The organism is Nodosilinea sp. FACHB-141, from assembly GCF_014696135.1.
In the GTDB taxonomy this organism is placed as follows: Bacteria; Cyanobacteriota; Cyanobacteriia; order Phormidesmidales; family Phormidesmidaceae; genus Nodosilinea.
Genome location: NZ_JACJPP010000011.1, coordinates 636,735 through 652,297 on the forward strand (window position 1 = coordinate 636,735; position 15,563 = coordinate 652,297).

The following is a 15,563-nucleotide window of genomic DNA, read 5'->3' on the forward strand; positions in this document are numbered from 1 at the left end:
GTAGGCTGTAGCGTCTAGGAACGTTAAGGAGCGATCGCTTGCCTACCCTGGGAGTCAACATCGACCACATTGCCACGATTCGCCAGGCCCGCCGCACCGTTGAGCCCGACCCTGTGGCCGCAGCCGTGCTGGCCGAGCTAGCCGGGGCCGACGGCATCACCGTGCACCTGCGCGAAGACCGTCGCCACATGCAAGACCGCGACGTGCGCCTGCTGCGGCAGATGGTGCGCACCCATCTGAATTTGGAGATGGCTGCCACCGACGAAATGGTAGCGATCGCCCTCGATGTCAAACCCGACTACGTCACCCTGGTGCCCGAGCGGCGCGAGGAAGTCACCACTGAAGGCGGGCTAGATATTGCCGGTCAAACCGATCGGATGAAATCTGTAGTCAACACCCTTCAGAGCGCCGGCATTCCGGTCAGCCTGTTTATCGACGCTGCCAGCGACCAAATTGAGGCTTCAGCCCAGGTCGGTGCCCAGTTCATCGAGCTGCACACCGGCCCCTACGCCGAGGTCAAGGCCGAAGCCGACTGCCACCGCGAACTCGACATTCTGGCCCAGGGCACCGCCCAGGCGATCGCTCTAGGCCTGCGGGTCAACGCTGGCCATGGCCTCACCTACTGGAACACCACCCCAGTCGCCCGCATTCCCGGCATGGAAGAGCTCAATATCGGCCACAGCATCGTCAGCCGCGCTGTACTGGTGGGCCTAGAGCGCGCCGTCCGCGAGATGAAAGCGCTGATTTAGAGTGGAAAGGAGGCTGAAGGAAAATTTTGAGTGTTGAGTTTTGAATTCTGAGTTTATGCCTTCACCGTCAACTCAAAACTCAACATTAAACACTCAAAACTCTCCCCTACCCATCCACCCCCTACCCGCCCACCCCTTACCCACCTACTCACAAAGGAGATTCCCCATGACCACCTACTACTACGCCGTTGCCAGCCAAAAGTTTCTGCTCGAAGAAGAGCCCCTGGATGAAGTTCTCAAGGAGCGCCGCCGCTACTATCAGGAGCAAGAGCAGGAGGTGAATTTTTGGCTGGTCAAGTCCCCCGCTTTTTTAGATGCTCCCGAACTGGCCAGCATTAAAGCCCGCTGCCCCCAGCCCTCTGTAGCTCTAGTTTCCACCAGCAAGCAGTTCATTACCTGGGTCAAGCTGCGGTTTGATTATGTAGGCATTGGTGAGTTTGAGGCCCCCTCCGCTACCATTCCCGATCCCCTTGCATCTCTAGATGCCATAGCGTCTTAAGCTGAGGGCAGGCGCGATTGCGATCAAAACCTAGAATCTCTGCCCGCGATCGCTGCTTTAGGCTAGAATCGCTGGCAGATTACGGCGGTAACAAAGAGCAATGGTAAAGGGTTTGAAACGGAGCAGCGCACAGATATCGCTTAGTTGGATAACACTGCCCCGAGCGGGAAGCATTGCCCTAGGGTTATTGCTGGCACCGCTTGCGGGAGTGTGGACCGCTGCCCAGGCCCAGTTTCCGCCCTGCCCGCCCCCGTCTGCCAACGAGTATCTGCTGCTAGTCCGCAGCAACACCGAGGCCGAGCGCACGCGGGTACAAGACCTGCTGCCCTCCAACAGCACCGTCCTAGTTTGTGATTACCTCAACGACACCGTTGTGCGGGCCGGGGGGTTTACCAACCTAGAAAATGCTAATGCGTGGGCCCAGTACATGACGGAGGTAGAGGGCTTCCAGGCCTTTGTAGCCCGTCCGGCCACCACCGCGGCCCAGCCTGCACCTCCCACGGGTGGCACAACTCCGCCTGCGAACAGTGAGACTCCGCCCGCCAACAATACCCCACCCAGCGGTGGCACTCCGGCCACGGCTACTCCTCCAGCGACGACGCAGTCAGCGCCAACCGCCTACGCCCCTCAGCCCTTGGGAACGGGCTTCGCGGTGCTAGTGGACTACCAATACCAGCCTGAGTCGGCGATCGCCATTCAGCGTCAGGTGGGTCAGGCTGTGGGCCTAGCGGTGCATCGCCAGCGCTCCTATCTACTCATCGCCCATAGCCCAGATGTGGCCGGAGCCGCCTCTACCCTGTCCGTGCTCACCAGTCTCAACATCGCCGGTTTTATCGTCGATAGCCAGGAAGTGGTAATGCTGACTCCAGCGGTGGCTCTCACCGCTCCTTGAGGCTTCCTTTTCAAGACGGAAATCTTGTAGGGGCATTGCACTGCAATGCCCCTACAGATCGGGTGCAACCGAATGAGATTCGGCATCAGTAGGCAGGCGCGGCCAGACAAGAGATCATCGCTCCCAAAATTGACCCGGCAATCACCTGAAAAGGCGTGTGTCCTAGCAGTTCCTTCAGCCGATCTTCTCTAATCTCGGGCTTTTCTTGAAACAGCTCGTCAATGATTTGATTGAGCACTTTGGCCTGCTTGCCTGCCGCCTGACGCACTCCCGCCGCGTCATACATGACAATCACCGAAAACACGGCGGTGGCAGCAAATATTGGGCTTGCCCAGCCCAGAGTCTGGCCAATGCCGCCGGCTAGGGCCGTAACTAGAGCCGAGTGGGCGCTGGGCATGCCACCGGTTTCTACCATCACCCGCAGATTGAGCTTGCGATGGCGCACCAGCTCAATGACAGCCTTGAGCCCCTGGGCTGTAAAGCAGGCAATTAACGCCACCACGAGCACATGGTTGTTGAAGATGTCGCTAAAACTGTCCATCGGCGCAGGCAAACCTAGTAGGTACGGGCAACAATATAATCGGCGATCGCCAGCAGAGGTCGGTTCAGCTCCCCAAAGCCGGCCAAACTCTCCTTCGCCGCCTCAATCAGCTGGTTGGCCTGGCGACGCGATTCTTCAATGCCCCAGAGGCTGGGGTAGGTCACCTTCTGGGCAGTAATGTCTTTGCCGACCGACTTACCCAGGGTTTCAGACGTCGAGGTGATATCAAGAATATCGTCCACGATTTGAAAGGCCAGACCAATGCGCTGGGCGTACTGGCGCAGATTGTCAATCGCCTCTTCGTCAGCCCCTGCCAGTATGGCCCCAGAGGTCACCGAAATTTCAAGCAGAGCCGCCGTTTTGTGATTGTGAATGTAATTGAGGGTTTCCAAGGTCACGTTGGGGTTGCCCTCGCTGGCCAAATCCACAACTTGACCGCCCACCAGACCTTCACCCCCTACCGCTTTACCCAGCCCGGCAACCACCCGCAGCACTCGCTCAGGAGAAGCCCCCTGGGTTTGGGTCGCCACATGTTCAAAGGCGTAGGTTAGCAGCGCATCGCCTGCTAGAATCGCCACGTCGTCGCCGTAGACCTTGTGGTTGGTGAGCCGGCCCCGACGATAATCATCGTTATCCATCGACGGCAGGTCGTCATGGATCAGCGACATGGTGTGGATCATCTCCAGGGCACAGGCCGTAGGCATGGCCATTGCTATAGTGCCGCCCACCAGTTCACAGGTGGCCAGGCAAAGAATGGGGCGCAGGCGCTTACCTCCAGCCAGCAGCGAATAGCGCATGGATTCGTAGAGGGTTTCGGGATAGCGCAAGGCCAGGGCCTGGTCGAGGGCGGCTTCTACCTGCGGGCGACGCTCTTTTAGGTAGGCTTCGAGGTCAAAGGGGCCAGCAGCAGCGGGTCTAGAATCGAGGGAGTTGGTTGGCACCATGGCGGCAGGCAGGTTGAAAGGCGACAAAACAAGTTTGAAACTGGATGAATCCGCGTCTACAGGCGGTTGCGGTAGCTAGTTACGGTGTTCTCAAGCAGCATGGCTACCGTCATTGGGCCAATGCCCCCCGGCACCGGAGTAATCGCCGAAGCCACCGGCTCCACCGAGGCAAAATCGACATCTCCCACCAGCCGAGCTGAGCCGTCGGGCTGCTCAACCCGGTTAATGCCCACGTCGATGACAACGGCGCCGGGCTTAACGTCAGCCGCTGTAATCATACCGGGACGGCCTACCGCCGCCACTAGAATATCAGCTTGCCGCATCACCGCGGCTAAATCGGGGGTGCGCGAGTGAGCCATAGTCACGGTGGCGTTGGCCTCTAGTAGCATCAGGGCCATGGGCTTACCTACGAGAATGCTGCGTCCCACTACCACGGCCGTGGCCCCAGCGGGGTCAATTTTAGCGGCCTCTAGCAGTCGCATCACGCCGTAGGGAGTGCAGCTGCGCAGGCCAGGTTCGCCGCGCACCAGCCGTCCTAAATTGATGGGGTGCAGCCCGTCGGCATCTTTATCGGGGTCGATGGTGTGGAGCAGAGCTACGGCATCGAGGTGGTCAGGCAGGGGCAGCTGCACCAAAATGCCGTCTACGTTGGGGTCGGCGTTGAGCTGCTGAATCAGGTCGGCCACCTCCTGCTGGGAGACGGTGGTGGGCAGATGCTTACCGTAGGAGGCAATGCCTACCCGACTACAGGCCCGCTCTTTGTTGCGCACGTAGGCGGCGCTGGCGGGATTGTCACCCACCATAATCACCGCTAGCCCTGGGGGACGGTGCCCCTGGGCGATGAACGCCTGAACATCGGCAGCCAGATCGGTTTGAATTTGGGCCGCTAGGGCTTTGCCGTCGAGCAGTTGGGTCATGGCCGGGTGCGCTAACCTGTATCTCGGGAACGATCGCAGTTGAAACCCTAAGGCAAACTTTGCCCAGGTTGAGGATTCGACGCCTTCTCAGTGTCTCAGATTTTGATCCTCTAAACGCCTGCGATCGCCGCTCAGCGCCTTAAAAAGCTTCTATGAACTACTTAAAGCGTCAGTTTACCTACTATGGAGCGATTGGGTTGGCCCTGGTGGTCGTCACCAGCTGCGGGGCCAGCGTCGATGCCGGGGTGGGCTATTCCCTGCGCGATCGCCTCAGCACCTGGCCCGGCCTCGCTTGGCTTGACCCCGTTACCCCCATTGGCGAAGCCAGCCAGAGCCAAAGCGATACGGTTTATTTAGCTGGCACCGTCGGCCGTCATCTGCCCCTGGTGGGCCAGGGACTGTACGAGCTGGTGGATGACTCGGGCTCCATTTGGGTACTCAGCGCTACAGCAGCGCCGCCTCAGGGAGAGCCCGTCACCCTGAGGGCCACCATTCGGTATGAGCAAGTTTTGCTGCGCGGGCAAGATATAGGCGAGTACTACGCTGAAGAGTTAGAGCGCCTACCCCAGGAATCTCGATAAAAACTACAGTAACGGCCCGATAGCGTTCTTCTCCGTTGTGGGGCCTGGAAAATGGTAGTCTCTTAGAAATGCTGTGTATAGTCATTCACACTGGTAGGAGAGGATTAGGGTAAATGAAACAACTGGTTGGCCTACTCGTTGCGCTGGCAGTGCTGTTTGGTTGGGTAAGCAGCCCCGCTGTAGCGCAGCCCATCTCTGGGGCAGACCTTCTGAGCGCCCCCTTTGAGGCCACGGCCTGGCTGGCAGAATCACCGCAAAACGCGGTAGACGCCAAGCTTAAGACAGAGTACGGGGCTAAATTAGACCTCAACAACGCCAACGTACAGGGCTTTAGAAAGTTTCCTGGACTGTACCCCACCCTGGCGCGCAAGATTCTACTCAACGCTCCCTACGAGAGCGTTGATGACGTGCTCGACTTGCCGGGTCTGAGCGAGCCTCAGCTTGAGATTCTGCGCAAGAACCTGGATAACTTCACGGTTACTGTGCCTGACTCTGCGTTTGTAGAAGGTGGCGATCGCTTCAACAACGGCGTTTACAAGTAGACAGCGGGCCATCCCTCTGTTTGGCTTAGCTGCCGCCCTTAGTAGCCCTGGTTGGTCAGGTTGGCCCAAGGTCAACGCTGGTTAGCCAGGGTTTTTAGCACCTTACTATTTGAATCATTCTTGGGAGTCGTCTTTGACCCAGCCTGATTTATCGCCGCTTGCGCCGCCTCAGGGCCACCACTTCGACGTGCTGGTGATTGGGGGAGGTGCCGCCGGGCTTTACTCGGCGCTATCGATTCCGCCCCAGTGGCACATTGGCCTGGTGACCAAGGATACGCTGTCAATTTCCGCCAGCGATTGGGCCCAGGGGGGCATTGCCGCCGCCATTGGCGTAGACGATGCCGTCTCGCTTCACGTAGCTGACACCTTGGTAGCCGGAGCCGGACTGTGCGATCCCCAATCTGTAGAGCACCTGGCCAGTAAGGCTGCTCCCTGTATTCAGCGCCTGGTGGATCTGGGGGTCGCCTTCGATCGCACCGAAGGTCAGCTGGCCATGACCCTAGAGGCCGCCCACTCGCGCCGCCGCGTGCTTCACGCCGCCGATACTACCGGGCGGGCGATCGTATCGATTCTGGCCGAGGCGGTGCTCCAGCGGCCCAACATTACAGTCTTTGAAAGTGCCTTCGCCCTCGACCTATGGATGGTCGAGGGCCGCTGCCGTGGCGCACTGGTGGCCCACAGTCAACAGCTTCAGTGGCTGTCGGCTCAAGCTACGGTGCTGGCCACGGGCGGCGGTGGCCAGGTCTATGCCCAAACGACTAATCCTACCGCCAGTACGGGGGATGGCGTGGCTATGGCCTGGCGGGCTGGAGCCCAGCTGCGCGATTTAGAATTTGTCCAGTTTCACCCCACATCCTTAGCGGAACCGGGGGCACCGCCCTTTTTAATTAGCGAAGCGGTGCGGGGAGAGGGCGCGCATTTAGTTGATCGTCAGGGTTATCGCTTTGTCTTCGACTATCATCCCGACGGTGAGCTGGCTCCGCGCGATGTGGTCAGCCGCGCCATTTTTCACCACCTGCAAAAGACCGGCGACAGCCGCGTCTGGCTCGACATGCGGCCCATTCCCCGCGATCGCTTGCAGTACCGCTTTCCGAACATTTTGCAGGTGTGCCGCACTTGGGGCATCGACCCCCTCACCGACCCGGTGCCAGTCTCTCCCGCTGCTCACTACTGGATGGGCGGCATCACGACGGATCTTCGCAGCCAAACCACTATTCCAGGCCTTTATGCCGTGGGCGAAAACGCCAGCACCGGAGTTCACGGCGCCAACCGTCTAGCCAGCAACTCTCTGCTGGAATGCCTAGTCTACGGCGCTGAACTGGCCAACCTGCCCCTGCAGGCGAACAGTGATTTCGATCCCAAAGAAGTGGCCTCAGCAGTATCACCCCTGGATGAGGCCGCCCTATGGTCCCAGAACACCGCCAAAGACGCCCTGGCAACGCTTCATCAACAGCGCGAGCAGCTAACTCAGCTAATGTGGGATGCGGCCGCCATCAGCCGCGAGCAGACACGGCTGGAGGGGGCGATCGCCGCTCTGAGCCAGTGGCGCACCGAGTGGCAACAGCACCCGTGGCAGTCTCTGCACCAGCTGTCGCCCGGCCAGACTTACCCCCTGCCTGACATCGACTGGCCGTTGGTGCGAGCCTGGGGCGAACTGGGCAACCTCTACGACATCGCCTGGCTGATCCTCAACAGCGCCGCCTTCCGCACTGAAAGCCGGGGCGGCCACTTTCGCCAAGACTACCCTCAACCTAGCCCTCAATGGCAGGTGCATACAGTAGTTGAGGGCGATCGCTGGTATACGTCTTCCCCTGTGGAGCAATAGATGGGTAAGTGGGGGAGCCAGTTTTGAGTGCTTAGTTTTGAATTTCTGGTGGAGGGAAAACATTCAAAACCCAAAACTTAAAATTCAAAACTAGCTGGGTATTTTGTCATTTACCCACCGCTCCACTACCGCCGCTTCCGCTTTTTGGATCGCTTCCGCTTGCCCTTATATGCTGAGGATATCCAGTCGGCTACATAGTGGCTCAGAGCCCCCAGTTCTAACCCCACCACTAGGGCCAGCCACCAGGGCCAGTAGGTGACCAATCCCCAGCTTAGCCCGTTGATCAGGTCCTCCCAGGAAAGGGCGGTGCGCTGGGCGCTGTTCAGCAGATTGACGATCAGCAGCCCCCCAATGCTCACCCATAGCGACAGGTAGAGCACCCGCACCACGGTGCCGATAATCGGCCCGTGGGACCAGTGCGATCGGTGGCGAATGCGGCTCCGATAGGGAAGCCAGATCCACCGCAGCCAGCCCCAGCGTTTGTATTGCACCGAGTGAATATCGAGATCGGGGCCCAGCATCCAGCCGCCCAGCAAAAAACCTAGACAGACCACTGCAGTCAGCTGGCCGCTGAGGGTGACGCGAAAGGCAGCCAACACCACCAAGGGTAAGGCCCAGAGAGTAATGCGATCGTGAGTGCGGCCTGAGGACATGGCACAGATGTACCAAGATTTGGCCCTTCTGGCAAGGGGTAAAGCTCAGCCGCTTCGCTAGGACGCGGTTGCCCCAGTTACCTGGAGAATCGTGTGGATGAGCACTTCTGCCTCCACCGGCTTGGGCAAATGCTGCTGAAATCCGGTGGATAGGGCTTGGGCCTGGTCAGAAATGCGGGCGTGGGCGGTAATGGCGATCGCCGGAATCTGTGCCTGGGATGCAGGCAGCTGCGTTCTAATTTTCTGCATCAGGGTGTAGCCATCCATATCGGGCATGCTGATGTCGCACAGCAGCAGCGCCGGCTGGGTTGTACTCAGCAGGTGAAAGCCCTCCTGCGCGGTGGCTGCCGCCGTGACAACCGCCCCCTGAGAAGCTAGCAGAAAGGTTAGATAATCGCGGGTGTCGGTATCATCGTCAACGATCAAAATTGCCATATTCGCCAGGGCATGGGGACCAGCCTCGGCAAGCTTGTTTTCTGGCGGCGTGGGGGGCGTGGGGGCAAATGGGGAGGGCACCAGTGGTAGGGCCACGGTAAAGGTGGTGCCTTGATTTACACCAGGGCTTTCGGCCCAGACGTAGCCCTGGTGCTGCTCTACTAGGTAGTAAACGATCGCCAGCCCCAGCCCCAACCCTCCCTGGGCGCGGGTGGTACTGCTGTCGGCCTGGCGAAACCGGTCAAAAATGTGGGGCAAAAAGTCAATGTCGATGCCCATGCCGGTATCGGTGATGCGCAGTTGAGCATAGCCCGGCGTATAGGCATCTGGGGGAGTTACTAGGGTTTTGGGCAGGTCGGTCACCATTGAGAGATGCACCTCTACCCGCCCCTGCTGGGGGGTAAATTTGATCGCGTTGGTGAGCAAATTCCAGACTACCTGCTGCAACCGCAGAGCATCTCCCACAATCTCTAGGCGGGCGGTGTCTTGAACATTGTCAACCAAAGCGATCGCCTTGGTCTCTGCCGCTGGCCGCACCGTTTCTAACGCCGACTGGGCGATCGCCGCCAGATCTAGCGGCCGGCAGTGGAGCTGTAGCTTGCCCCGCACAATCTGGGACACGTCGAGAATGTCTTCAATCAGCTGTTTTTGGGCAATGGCGTTGCGCTCAATGGTGGCGATCGCGTACTCCGTCTTTTGCGGATCTAAGTTGCGCGATCGCAGCAGGTGCGACCAGCCCAAAATCGAATTCAGCGGCGTCCGCAGCTCGTGGGACAGGACCGCGATAAACTCGTCCTTCATCCGGTTGGCCGTCTCCGCCTCTTGGCGGGCCGCCTGCTCGCGAATCACCTGGGCGTTGGCCGCTTCGGCCTGCTTGCGCTCGGTAATGTCCTCAACGGTGCCTACGTAACCGAGAAACTGCTTTTGCTCCGACACCAGGCGAGCCGAGCGCACCGAAACCCAGCGAGAGCCATCATCCCTAGCCTGAACCCGGAACTCCTGGGAATATTCCTGCCCGTCGGCCATAAAAGCGTGCCAGGTCGATTGGGCGATCGCCGAGTCGTCGGGATGCACAGAGCCCAACCAGCTCTGCTCGGGGACGGCGTCGGCTGAGCCACAAATAGATTGATAGCGGGGATTGGTGTAGAGGCAGCAACCTTCAGTATCGGTGACAAACACCCCCAGCGGTGAACAGGTGCTGAGCAGACGAAACCGCTCTTCGCTCATCTGTAGCTCAGTATTAATTGCCTCTAATTGAGAGGCCTGCTGCTGCAAGATTTCGGTCTTTTGTCGCAGGGCTTCGGTCTTTTTAAATAGCTCAATAAAAATGGTTACCTTTGACAGCAAAATATTGGGTGAAATTGGCTTGATTAAATAATCAACCGCTCCCAGGGCATAGCCCTTAAACATAAACTGTTCGTTGCTGCTAAAGGCGGTTAGAAAAATAATTGGTGTATCGCGCGATCGCTGGCGATGGCGAATGAGCGTGGCCACCTCAAAACCGTCCATCTGAGGCATTTGCACATCCAGCAAAATCACCGCAAAGTCGTCCTGCAGTAAACAGCGCAGCGCCTCCTCTCCCGAAGTCGATTTAACTAAGTTGGCCCCCAGTTCGCCCAAAATAGCCTCTAGGGCCACTAGGTTTTCGGGCTGATCATCGACGAGGAGAATGTTGACGGTTGCCTCGGTTTGCATCCCTAACCTCCTCTCGCCGCGCAGAGGTGCATTAAGCGGGGCGCAATCTGCGAGAGGGGCAATACGGCATCGACGGCGATCGCGGCGATCGCCGCCTTCGGTAGCACTGGGCTCTCCGCCGTGTTTGGGTCTTGCACAATCGCGACCCCGCCTCGCGCCTTCAGGGTGGATAACCCTTTTACTCCATCCTGGTTGGCTCCGGTCAAAATCACACCAATCACACGTTCGTTATAGCTGTCAGCGGCCGACTCTAGCAGCACATCAATTGACGGACGCGCATAGGAAACCGGCTCATCAACAGACAGAGAAAAATATCCGTATTCTACCAGCAAATGATAGTCGGCCGGGGCGAGATAAACCTGCCCCGCCTGGATGCGTTCTTTATCTTCAACTTCGTGCACTGGCAGAACCGTAAACTGTTGTAAAAAATTACCTAACCCTTGATCAGACTCGCGGTGGCGATGCTGCACAACGGCCAGCGCCGCAGAAAAATCTTGGGGAAGGGCACCAAGCAGAGTTTTTAAGGCCGACAATCCGCCTAGGGAAGTGCCAATTACAATCAGTTCATAGGCCACTAATTGCGTCTCCTATACAGTTTTTCGGCTTTTGCCAAATCATCGTAGGCGGCTTCATACTTAGTGAATCGAATAGTTTCCTGCTTGCCCAAACCAAGAATGCCAAACTTACACAGGCTGTTATAAAACAGTCCATGAACTTGGTTTTGCAGGGTTTGATTGAAGTAAATCAACACATTGCGACAGATGATCACATTAAACTCATTGAACGAGCCATCGGTTACCAAATTGTGCTCGCCAAAAACCACCCGCTCTCGTAGGGCAGGCCGCAAAATAACGTTGTTGTATTTGGCCGTATAGTATTCCGAAAAAGTGCGAAGGCCGCCGGCCTTTAAATACAGCTGAGTATAGTCCTGCATTTGCTTGGAGGGATAGATGCCTTGCCGAGCAATTTGCAAAACCCGGTCATTGGCATCGGTGGCGTAGATGCGGCAGCGGTGGTAAAGCCCTTCCTCCTGCAGCAGAATTGCCATCGAGTAGACCTCCTGCCCAGTGGAGCAGCCCGCGTGCCAGATGCGAAGAAAGGGATAGGTGCGCAGTAGCGGCACCACCTGCTGCCGAAAAGCCACGTAGAAACTTGGGTCCCGAAACATGGCCGTGGTGTTCACCGTTAGACCGAGCAGCAGCCGCTCGGCACAGGCGCGATCGGTCAGCACCTGGGCCTGCAACTCGGCTACGGTGGCGATTTTTTCAGTTTTGAGAAAGCTTTGAATGCGGCGCTTGAGGGAGGCGGCAGCATAGTTGCGAAAATCGTAGCCATACCGATGATATAGCCCTTCAATCAGCAAGTGAACGTCCAAATCGTCTGGTTTCAAAATCGTCGCCAGCACCCCATCGCCCGTTCAAACCACCTAACCAAAGCCGTTGTCAAAAGTGCGCCAATTTCAACCCAAATCGCTCTTTTAGGCTGGCTAAAGCTTGCTTATTGTCACTCAATTTTTCCCCTAAAAGCTATGCCAAAGGGGAGATCTTGGCCGCGCTCGCCATTACTGGTACAGCCACAGGCGCAGCAGCGTCAACAGCTGCTCGGTGTCGACGGGCTTGGTGATGTAGTCGGAGGCTCCGGCTTCGATGCACTTCTCGCGATCGCCCTGCATAGCCTTGGCGGTCAGGGCAATGATCGGCAGCGATCTAAACTGCTCCTGTTTGCGAATCAGCCGGGTGGTTTCATACCCGTCTAGCTCTGGCATCATCACATCCATCAGCACGAGAGCGACATCGGCATTGGCGCGTAGGGTCTCAATGCCTTCGCGCCCGTTCTCGGCAAACACCACTTCCATCTCGTACTGCTCCAGCAGGCTGGTGAGAGCAAAAATGTTGCGCACGTCATCGTCGATGATCAGCACTTTTTTGCCCGCCAGGGCTGGGTCACTGTGCTGCAATCGCTCTAGCATTTGCTGCTGCCCCGGCGGCAGATTGGCCTGTACCCGGTGCAGAAATAGGGCCGTTTCATCGAGCAGCCGCTCGGGCGATCGCACGTCTTTGACGATGATGGTCTCGGCCAGGCGGCGCAACTGGGTCTCCTCTGCCTCAGTTAGGTCTTTGCCGGTATAGACAATAATCGGCAGCCTCACCAGGGCCGGGTCTTGCTTAATCTGCTCCAGTAGGTCAAACCCGTTCATGTCGGGCAGGCCTAGGTCGAGCACGATGCAGTCGCAGGGCTGGGTGCGCAGGGTCTCTAGGGCGGCGGCACCGGTGTGCACGGCGGTGCTGGTGACATCGCCACCGCCAATCAGCTCAATAATGCTCTGGGCCTGCACCGGGTCATCTTCAATCACCAGCAGGTAGCGCACCCGGCGCTCCACAAACTGTTTGATGTCGATCAGGGTCTGGGTCAAAATTTCGGGGGCTACAGGCTTTTGAATATGGGCGATCGCCCCCATCTGAAATTCCTGCTGTTGCTCATCGTTGATCGTCAGAATGTGGACCGGAATGTGGCGAGTGGTGGGATTGTGCTTCAGCTGTTCAAGCACCGTCAGACCATCCATATCGGGTAGGTGCAGATCAAGGGTGATAGCATTGGGCACAAACCGCTGGGCCAGGGCTAGGCCGGTCTGGCCCTGGAGCGCAATCAACACTTTAAATCCCTGCCCCCGCGCCATATCTAATAGAATGCGGGCAAAGTTGGGGTCATCTTCAATCACTAGCAGCACTCGCTCGGCTGCGTCTTGCCCCCCTGGGGATAGCCGCGATCGATCATCCTCTAGGTTGGCCGGTAGGGGCGGCAGTGCGTCCCCACTTGGGGCCGGGGCTACGGCCGGGACTAGCTCAGGGGTGGCAGAGCGGCGATCTCGGGAAGCTAGTCCTGTTCCCTCAGGCTGGGCTTTGATCTGAAGCACTTCCCCATCGATCGAGGGGGCGACGTAGCGTAGGGGCAGGTATAGGGTGAAGGTGCTGCCCTGGTCAGGCTCACTTTGCAGCTCCAGAGTACCCCCCAGCAGCTGAGCTAGCTGTAAGCTGATCGATAGCCCTAGCCCGGTACCGCCGTAGCGGCGGCTGGTGGTGCCATCGGCCTGCTGAAACGCCCCAAAAACGGTGTACTGCTTTTGGGGCGCAATGCCAATGCCGGTATCGGTAACTGCAAAGGCCACCCGCTCCTCGGCTACTGGAAAGATATCCACCGTGACCTGGCCCTGTTCTGTAAACTTGATGGCGTTGGAGATTAGGTTCTTGAGCACCTGCTGTAGCCGCCGGGGGTCGGTGCCCAGGGTAGTGGGTAAGTTCTCATCCACGACAACCTCAAACCGTAGCCCCTTGCTGGCGGCGGTGGGCTGAAATGTACGCTCTAGCTCAAACTGAATTGCCGTAAAAGCCAGCGATTCAATCACCACCTCCATGGTTCCCGACTCAATTTTGGCCATGTCGAGAATGTCGTTGATTAGCGAGAGCAGGTCTGCGCCAGCAGAATGGATTGTGCGGCTATAGTCAACCTGCTTCTCGGTTAGGTTGCCGTCGTTGTTGTCGCTGAGCATCTTGGCCAAAATCAGCAGACTGTTCAGGGGTGTCCGCAGCTCGTGGGACATGTTGGCCAAAAACTCTGACTTGTAGCGCGACGACTGGGCTAGCTGACTGGCCTGATCCTCCAGCTCCTGGCGGGCCAGCTCGATTTCTTGGTTTTTGCGCTCTACCTGCTGCTTCTGGGTTTCTAGCAGCTCTGCTTTTTCCTCCAGCTCCTCGTTGAGCTGCTGCAGCTCTTCGTTCGACTGCTGCAATTCCTCCTGCTGCTGCTGCATCTCCAGCTCTGACTCCTGCAGCGACTGGGTGCGCTCTTCGAGCAGCTGATTGCTCTGTAACAGCTCTTCCTGCTGCTGGCGCAGTTCTTCGGTCAGCACCTGCGATCGCTCTAGCAGTCCCTGGGTTTGCATGTAGGCGGCGATCGCGTTGATCATCACCCCCGTCAAGTCGCTAGCCTCCTCCAAAAAGGCCAGCTGTAGGTCATCAAAACGGTGAAAAGACGCCAGTTCTAGCACCCCCTTCACCGCGTTCTCAAACATCAGGGGCAGCACCACAATGGTGAGGGGCGGTGCAGAGCCTAGACCCGAGCGAATCTGGATGTAGTTCTCTGGCACCTGAGTTAGCACGATGCGTCGCTTTTCTAAGGCGCACTGCCCCACCAACCCCTCTCCCAAGGCAAACTCGTTCGACAGGTGCTTGCGCTCCTGGTAGGCATAGCTGCTCAGCAGCTTGAGCCGATGTGGTTCGCTGGTAGAGTCCATTAAGTAAAGCACCCCCTGCTGCGCGTCCACCAGGGGAGCCACGTAGGTCAACATCAGCTCTGCTAGAGTTTCGAGACTGCGCTGCCCCTGCAACTGCTGCGACAGATCGGCCAAGTTAGACTTCAGCCAGCGCTGCTCTTCATTGGCGCGAATTGTCTCCCGCAGATTGGTCACCATCTGACGAAAGGTGCGGGTTAGAATGCCGGTCTCATCCTGAGAGGTGCTGTCCGGCAGGGTGACGGATAGATCGCCGTCGGCAAGCTGTTCTGCGGTCTCAGACAGTTTGCGCAGGGGAGCAGAGATATTGCGCGCCAGGGCCCATCCCACCAGCGACAGCATAAGAAATGAGACCGGAATACCAAGGGCGATCGTGTAGAGTGTCTGCTGCGAAGCGATCTGGGCCTGGGTGGCCCGCTCCTCAAGCATGCTCTCCTCTTGCTGAATCAGTTCTGCAATCAGGACGCGGATCTGATCCATGATCTGCTTGCCGCGATCGGTCAGGATAAAGGCTTGCGCTGCTGCGAACCCTCCCGTGTTGCGCAGTTCAATGCCCTCCGCCAGCCTCGCCAGTCTGGCGTCAATCAGGGGCTGAAGGTTAGCTAGGCGACTCTGGAGAAACGGATCATCGGCGGTGAGCTGACGCAGGATCTCGTACTGATCGTCAATCTCCGTCAGAGCACTGGTGTAGGGGTCTAAATACCGAGGTTGGCCGGTAATCAGGTAGCCCCGCTGGCCGGTTTCGGCGTTGATCAGCTCGGTTTCTAGCTCGTTGAGATGGGCCAAAATCTGGTAGGCCTGCTTTTCTCGCTCGGCATTGCGAATCAGGCTGGTGGTGGTGCGGAAGGCAACGGCACCCAACACAGCCAAGAGCGTCAACCCTAGGGCAAACCCGGCCCCAATGCGTGTGCCAATTTTGAAGCGGTTTACCATAGTGCGTCATCACTGCGCGAAGGCGTTGTTTCAGGATGCGGGAGGGGTGTTCGATCTGGCGAATATACA

14 protein-coding genes are annotated in these 15,563 nt (G+C 58.0%); 6 read left to right on the forward strand and 8 right to left on the reverse strand.

The genetic code is table 11. The features are described 5' to 3' along the window. Positions 1 to 38 precede the first annotated feature (38 nt). The 3 genes from H6F59_RS11365 to H6F59_RS11375 all read left to right on the forward strand — a co-directional run bounded on the left by H6F59_RS11365 (position 39) and on the right by H6F59_RS11375 (position 2,140). On the forward strand, positions 39 to 749 hold the full coding sequence (locus H6F59_RS11365) for a pyridoxine 5'-phosphate synthase (RefSeq protein ID WP_190699155.1): 711 nt from the start codon (positions 39 to 41) through the stop codon (positions 747 to 749). 166 nt (positions 750 to 915) lie between these two features. After that, positions 916 to 1,248, forward strand: coding sequence for an MgPME-cyclase complex family protein (locus tag H6F59_RS11370; RefSeq protein WP_190523560.1), 333 nt, complete (start codon positions 916 to 918; stop codon positions 1,246 to 1,248). Between the two features lie 187 nt (positions 1,249 to 1,435). Next, a complete protein-coding gene (locus H6F59_RS11375; protein ID WP_190523561.1) occupies positions 1,436 to 2,140 on the forward strand; it encodes a hypothetical protein in 705 nt (234 codons plus the stop codon). 85 nt (positions 2,141 to 2,225) lie between these two features. Here the strand turns inward: H6F59_RS11375 and H6F59_RS11380 are convergent, their stop codons facing one another. Genes H6F59_RS11380 through folD form a run of 3 tightly spaced genes read right to left on the reverse strand, consistent with a single transcriptional unit; the run spans position 2,226 to position 4,542 of the window. Continuing rightward, positions 2,226 to 2,681, reverse strand: a complete 456-nt coding sequence (locus H6F59_RS11380; protein ID WP_190523563.1) for a divergent PAP2 family protein — start codon at positions 2,679 to 2,681, stop codon at positions 2,226 to 2,228. Between the two features lie 14 nt (positions 2,682 to 2,695). Further along, entirely contained in the window at positions 2,696 to 3,625 is a 930-nt protein-coding gene (gene crtE, locus H6F59_RS11385; protein WP_190523565.1) for a geranylgeranyl diphosphate synthase CrtE, read from the reverse strand. A gap of 56 nt (positions 3,626 to 3,681) precedes the next feature. Beyond that, positions 3,682 to 4,542, reverse strand: coding sequence for a bifunctional methylenetetrahydrofolate dehydrogenase/methenyltetrahydrofolate cyclohydrolase FolD (folD, locus tag H6F59_RS11390; protein WP_190699158.1), 861 nt, complete (start codon positions 4,540 to 4,542; stop codon positions 3,682 to 3,684). A 152-nt stretch (positions 4,543 to 4,694) separates the two neighbouring features. Between folD and H6F59_RS11395 the strand changes: the two genes are divergently transcribed. The 3 genes from H6F59_RS11395 to nadB all read left to right on the forward strand — a co-directional run bounded on the left by H6F59_RS11395 (position 4,695) and on the right by nadB (position 7,490). Next, complete coding sequence (locus tag H6F59_RS11395) at positions 4,695 to 5,123, forward strand: hypothetical protein (RefSeq protein ID WP_190699161.1); 429 nt, start codon at positions 4,695 to 4,697, stop codon at positions 5,121 to 5,123. Between the two features lie 113 nt (positions 5,124 to 5,236). Then, complete coding sequence (gene psbU, locus H6F59_RS11400; RefSeq protein ID WP_073608376.1) at positions 5,237 to 5,665, forward strand: photosystem II complex extrinsic protein PsbU; 429 nt, start codon at positions 5,237 to 5,239, stop codon at positions 5,663 to 5,665. A 133-nt stretch (positions 5,666 to 5,798) separates the two neighbouring features. Then, positions 5,799 to 7,490, forward strand: coding sequence for an L-aspartate oxidase (nadB, locus tag H6F59_RS11405; protein ID WP_190699164.1), 1,692 nt, complete (start codon positions 5,799 to 5,801; stop codon positions 7,488 to 7,490). A 125-nt stretch (positions 7,491 to 7,615) separates the two neighbouring features. On the opposite strand, the gene H6F59_RS11410 is transcribed toward nadB, so the two are convergent. From H6F59_RS11410 to H6F59_RS11430, 5 genes are all read right to left on the reverse strand, one after another. Further along, a complete protein-coding gene (locus H6F59_RS11410) occupies positions 7,616 to 8,143 on the reverse strand; it encodes a metal-binding protein (protein ID WP_190699167.1) in 528 nt (175 codons plus the stop codon). Between the two features lie 57 nt (positions 8,144 to 8,200). Next, complete coding sequence (locus H6F59_RS11415; protein WP_190699171.1) at positions 8,201 to 10,273, reverse strand: response regulator; 2,073 nt, start codon at positions 10,271 to 10,273, stop codon at positions 8,201 to 8,203. A gap of 2 nt (positions 10,274 to 10,275) precedes the next feature. Continuing rightward, positions 10,276 to 10,848 carry a chemotaxis protein CheB gene (locus H6F59_RS11420; RefSeq protein ID WP_190699174.1) on the reverse strand — a complete coding sequence of 191 codons (573 nt, stop codon included), beginning with the start codon at positions 10,846 to 10,848 and terminating at the stop codon, positions 10,276 to 10,278. Next, positions 10,848 to 11,663, reverse strand: coding sequence for a protein-glutamate O-methyltransferase CheR (locus tag H6F59_RS11425; RefSeq protein WP_190699177.1), 816 nt, complete (start codon positions 11,661 to 11,663; stop codon positions 10,848 to 10,850). The genes H6F59_RS11420 and H6F59_RS11425 overlap by 1 nt, the downstream gene beginning before the upstream one ends. A 171-nt stretch (positions 11,664 to 11,834) precedes the next feature. Continuing rightward, positions 11,835 to 15,494: a response regulator gene (locus H6F59_RS11430; RefSeq protein WP_190699180.1), complete on the reverse strand. Its 3,660-nt coding sequence runs from the start codon at positions 15,492 to 15,494 to the stop codon at positions 11,835 to 11,837. Between the last annotated feature and the right edge of the window lie 69 nt (positions 15,495 to 15,563).

Bases quoted from the DNA above. Each gene is read 5' to 3' on its own strand.
- H6F59_RS11370 (WP_190523560.1), top strand. From the start codon at position 916: ATGACCACCTACTACTACGCCGTTGCCAGCCAAAAGTTTCTGCTCGAA.
- H6F59_RS11380 (WP_190523563.1), bottom strand. From the start codon at position 2,681: ATGGACAGTTTTAGCGACATCTTCAACAACCATGTGCTCGTGGTGGCG.
- crtE (WP_190523565.1), bottom strand. From the start codon at position 3,625: ATGGTGCCAACCAACTCCCTCGATTCTAGACCCGCTGCTGCTGGCCCC.
- folD (WP_190699158.1), bottom strand. From the start codon at position 4,542: ATGACCCAACTGCTCGACGGCAAAGCCCTAGCGGCCCAAATTCAAACC.
- H6F59_RS11395 (WP_190699161.1), top strand. From the start codon at position 4,695: ATGAACTACTTAAAGCGTCAGTTTACCTACTATGGAGCGATTGGGTTG.
- psbU (WP_073608376.1), top strand. From the start codon at position 5,237: ATGAAACAACTGGTTGGCCTACTCGTTGCGCTGGCAGTGCTGTTTGGT.
- H6F59_RS11410 (WP_190699167.1), bottom strand. From the start codon at position 8,143: ATGTCCTCAGGCCGCACTCACGATCGCATTACTCTCTGGGCCTTACCC.
- H6F59_RS11415 (WP_190699171.1), bottom strand. From the start codon at position 10,273: ATGCAAACCGAGGCAACCGTCAACATTCTCCTCGTCGATGATCAGCCC.
- H6F59_RS11430 (WP_190699180.1), bottom strand. From the start codon at position 15,494: ATGGTAAACCGCTTCAAAATTGGCACACGCATTGGGGCCGGGTTTGCC.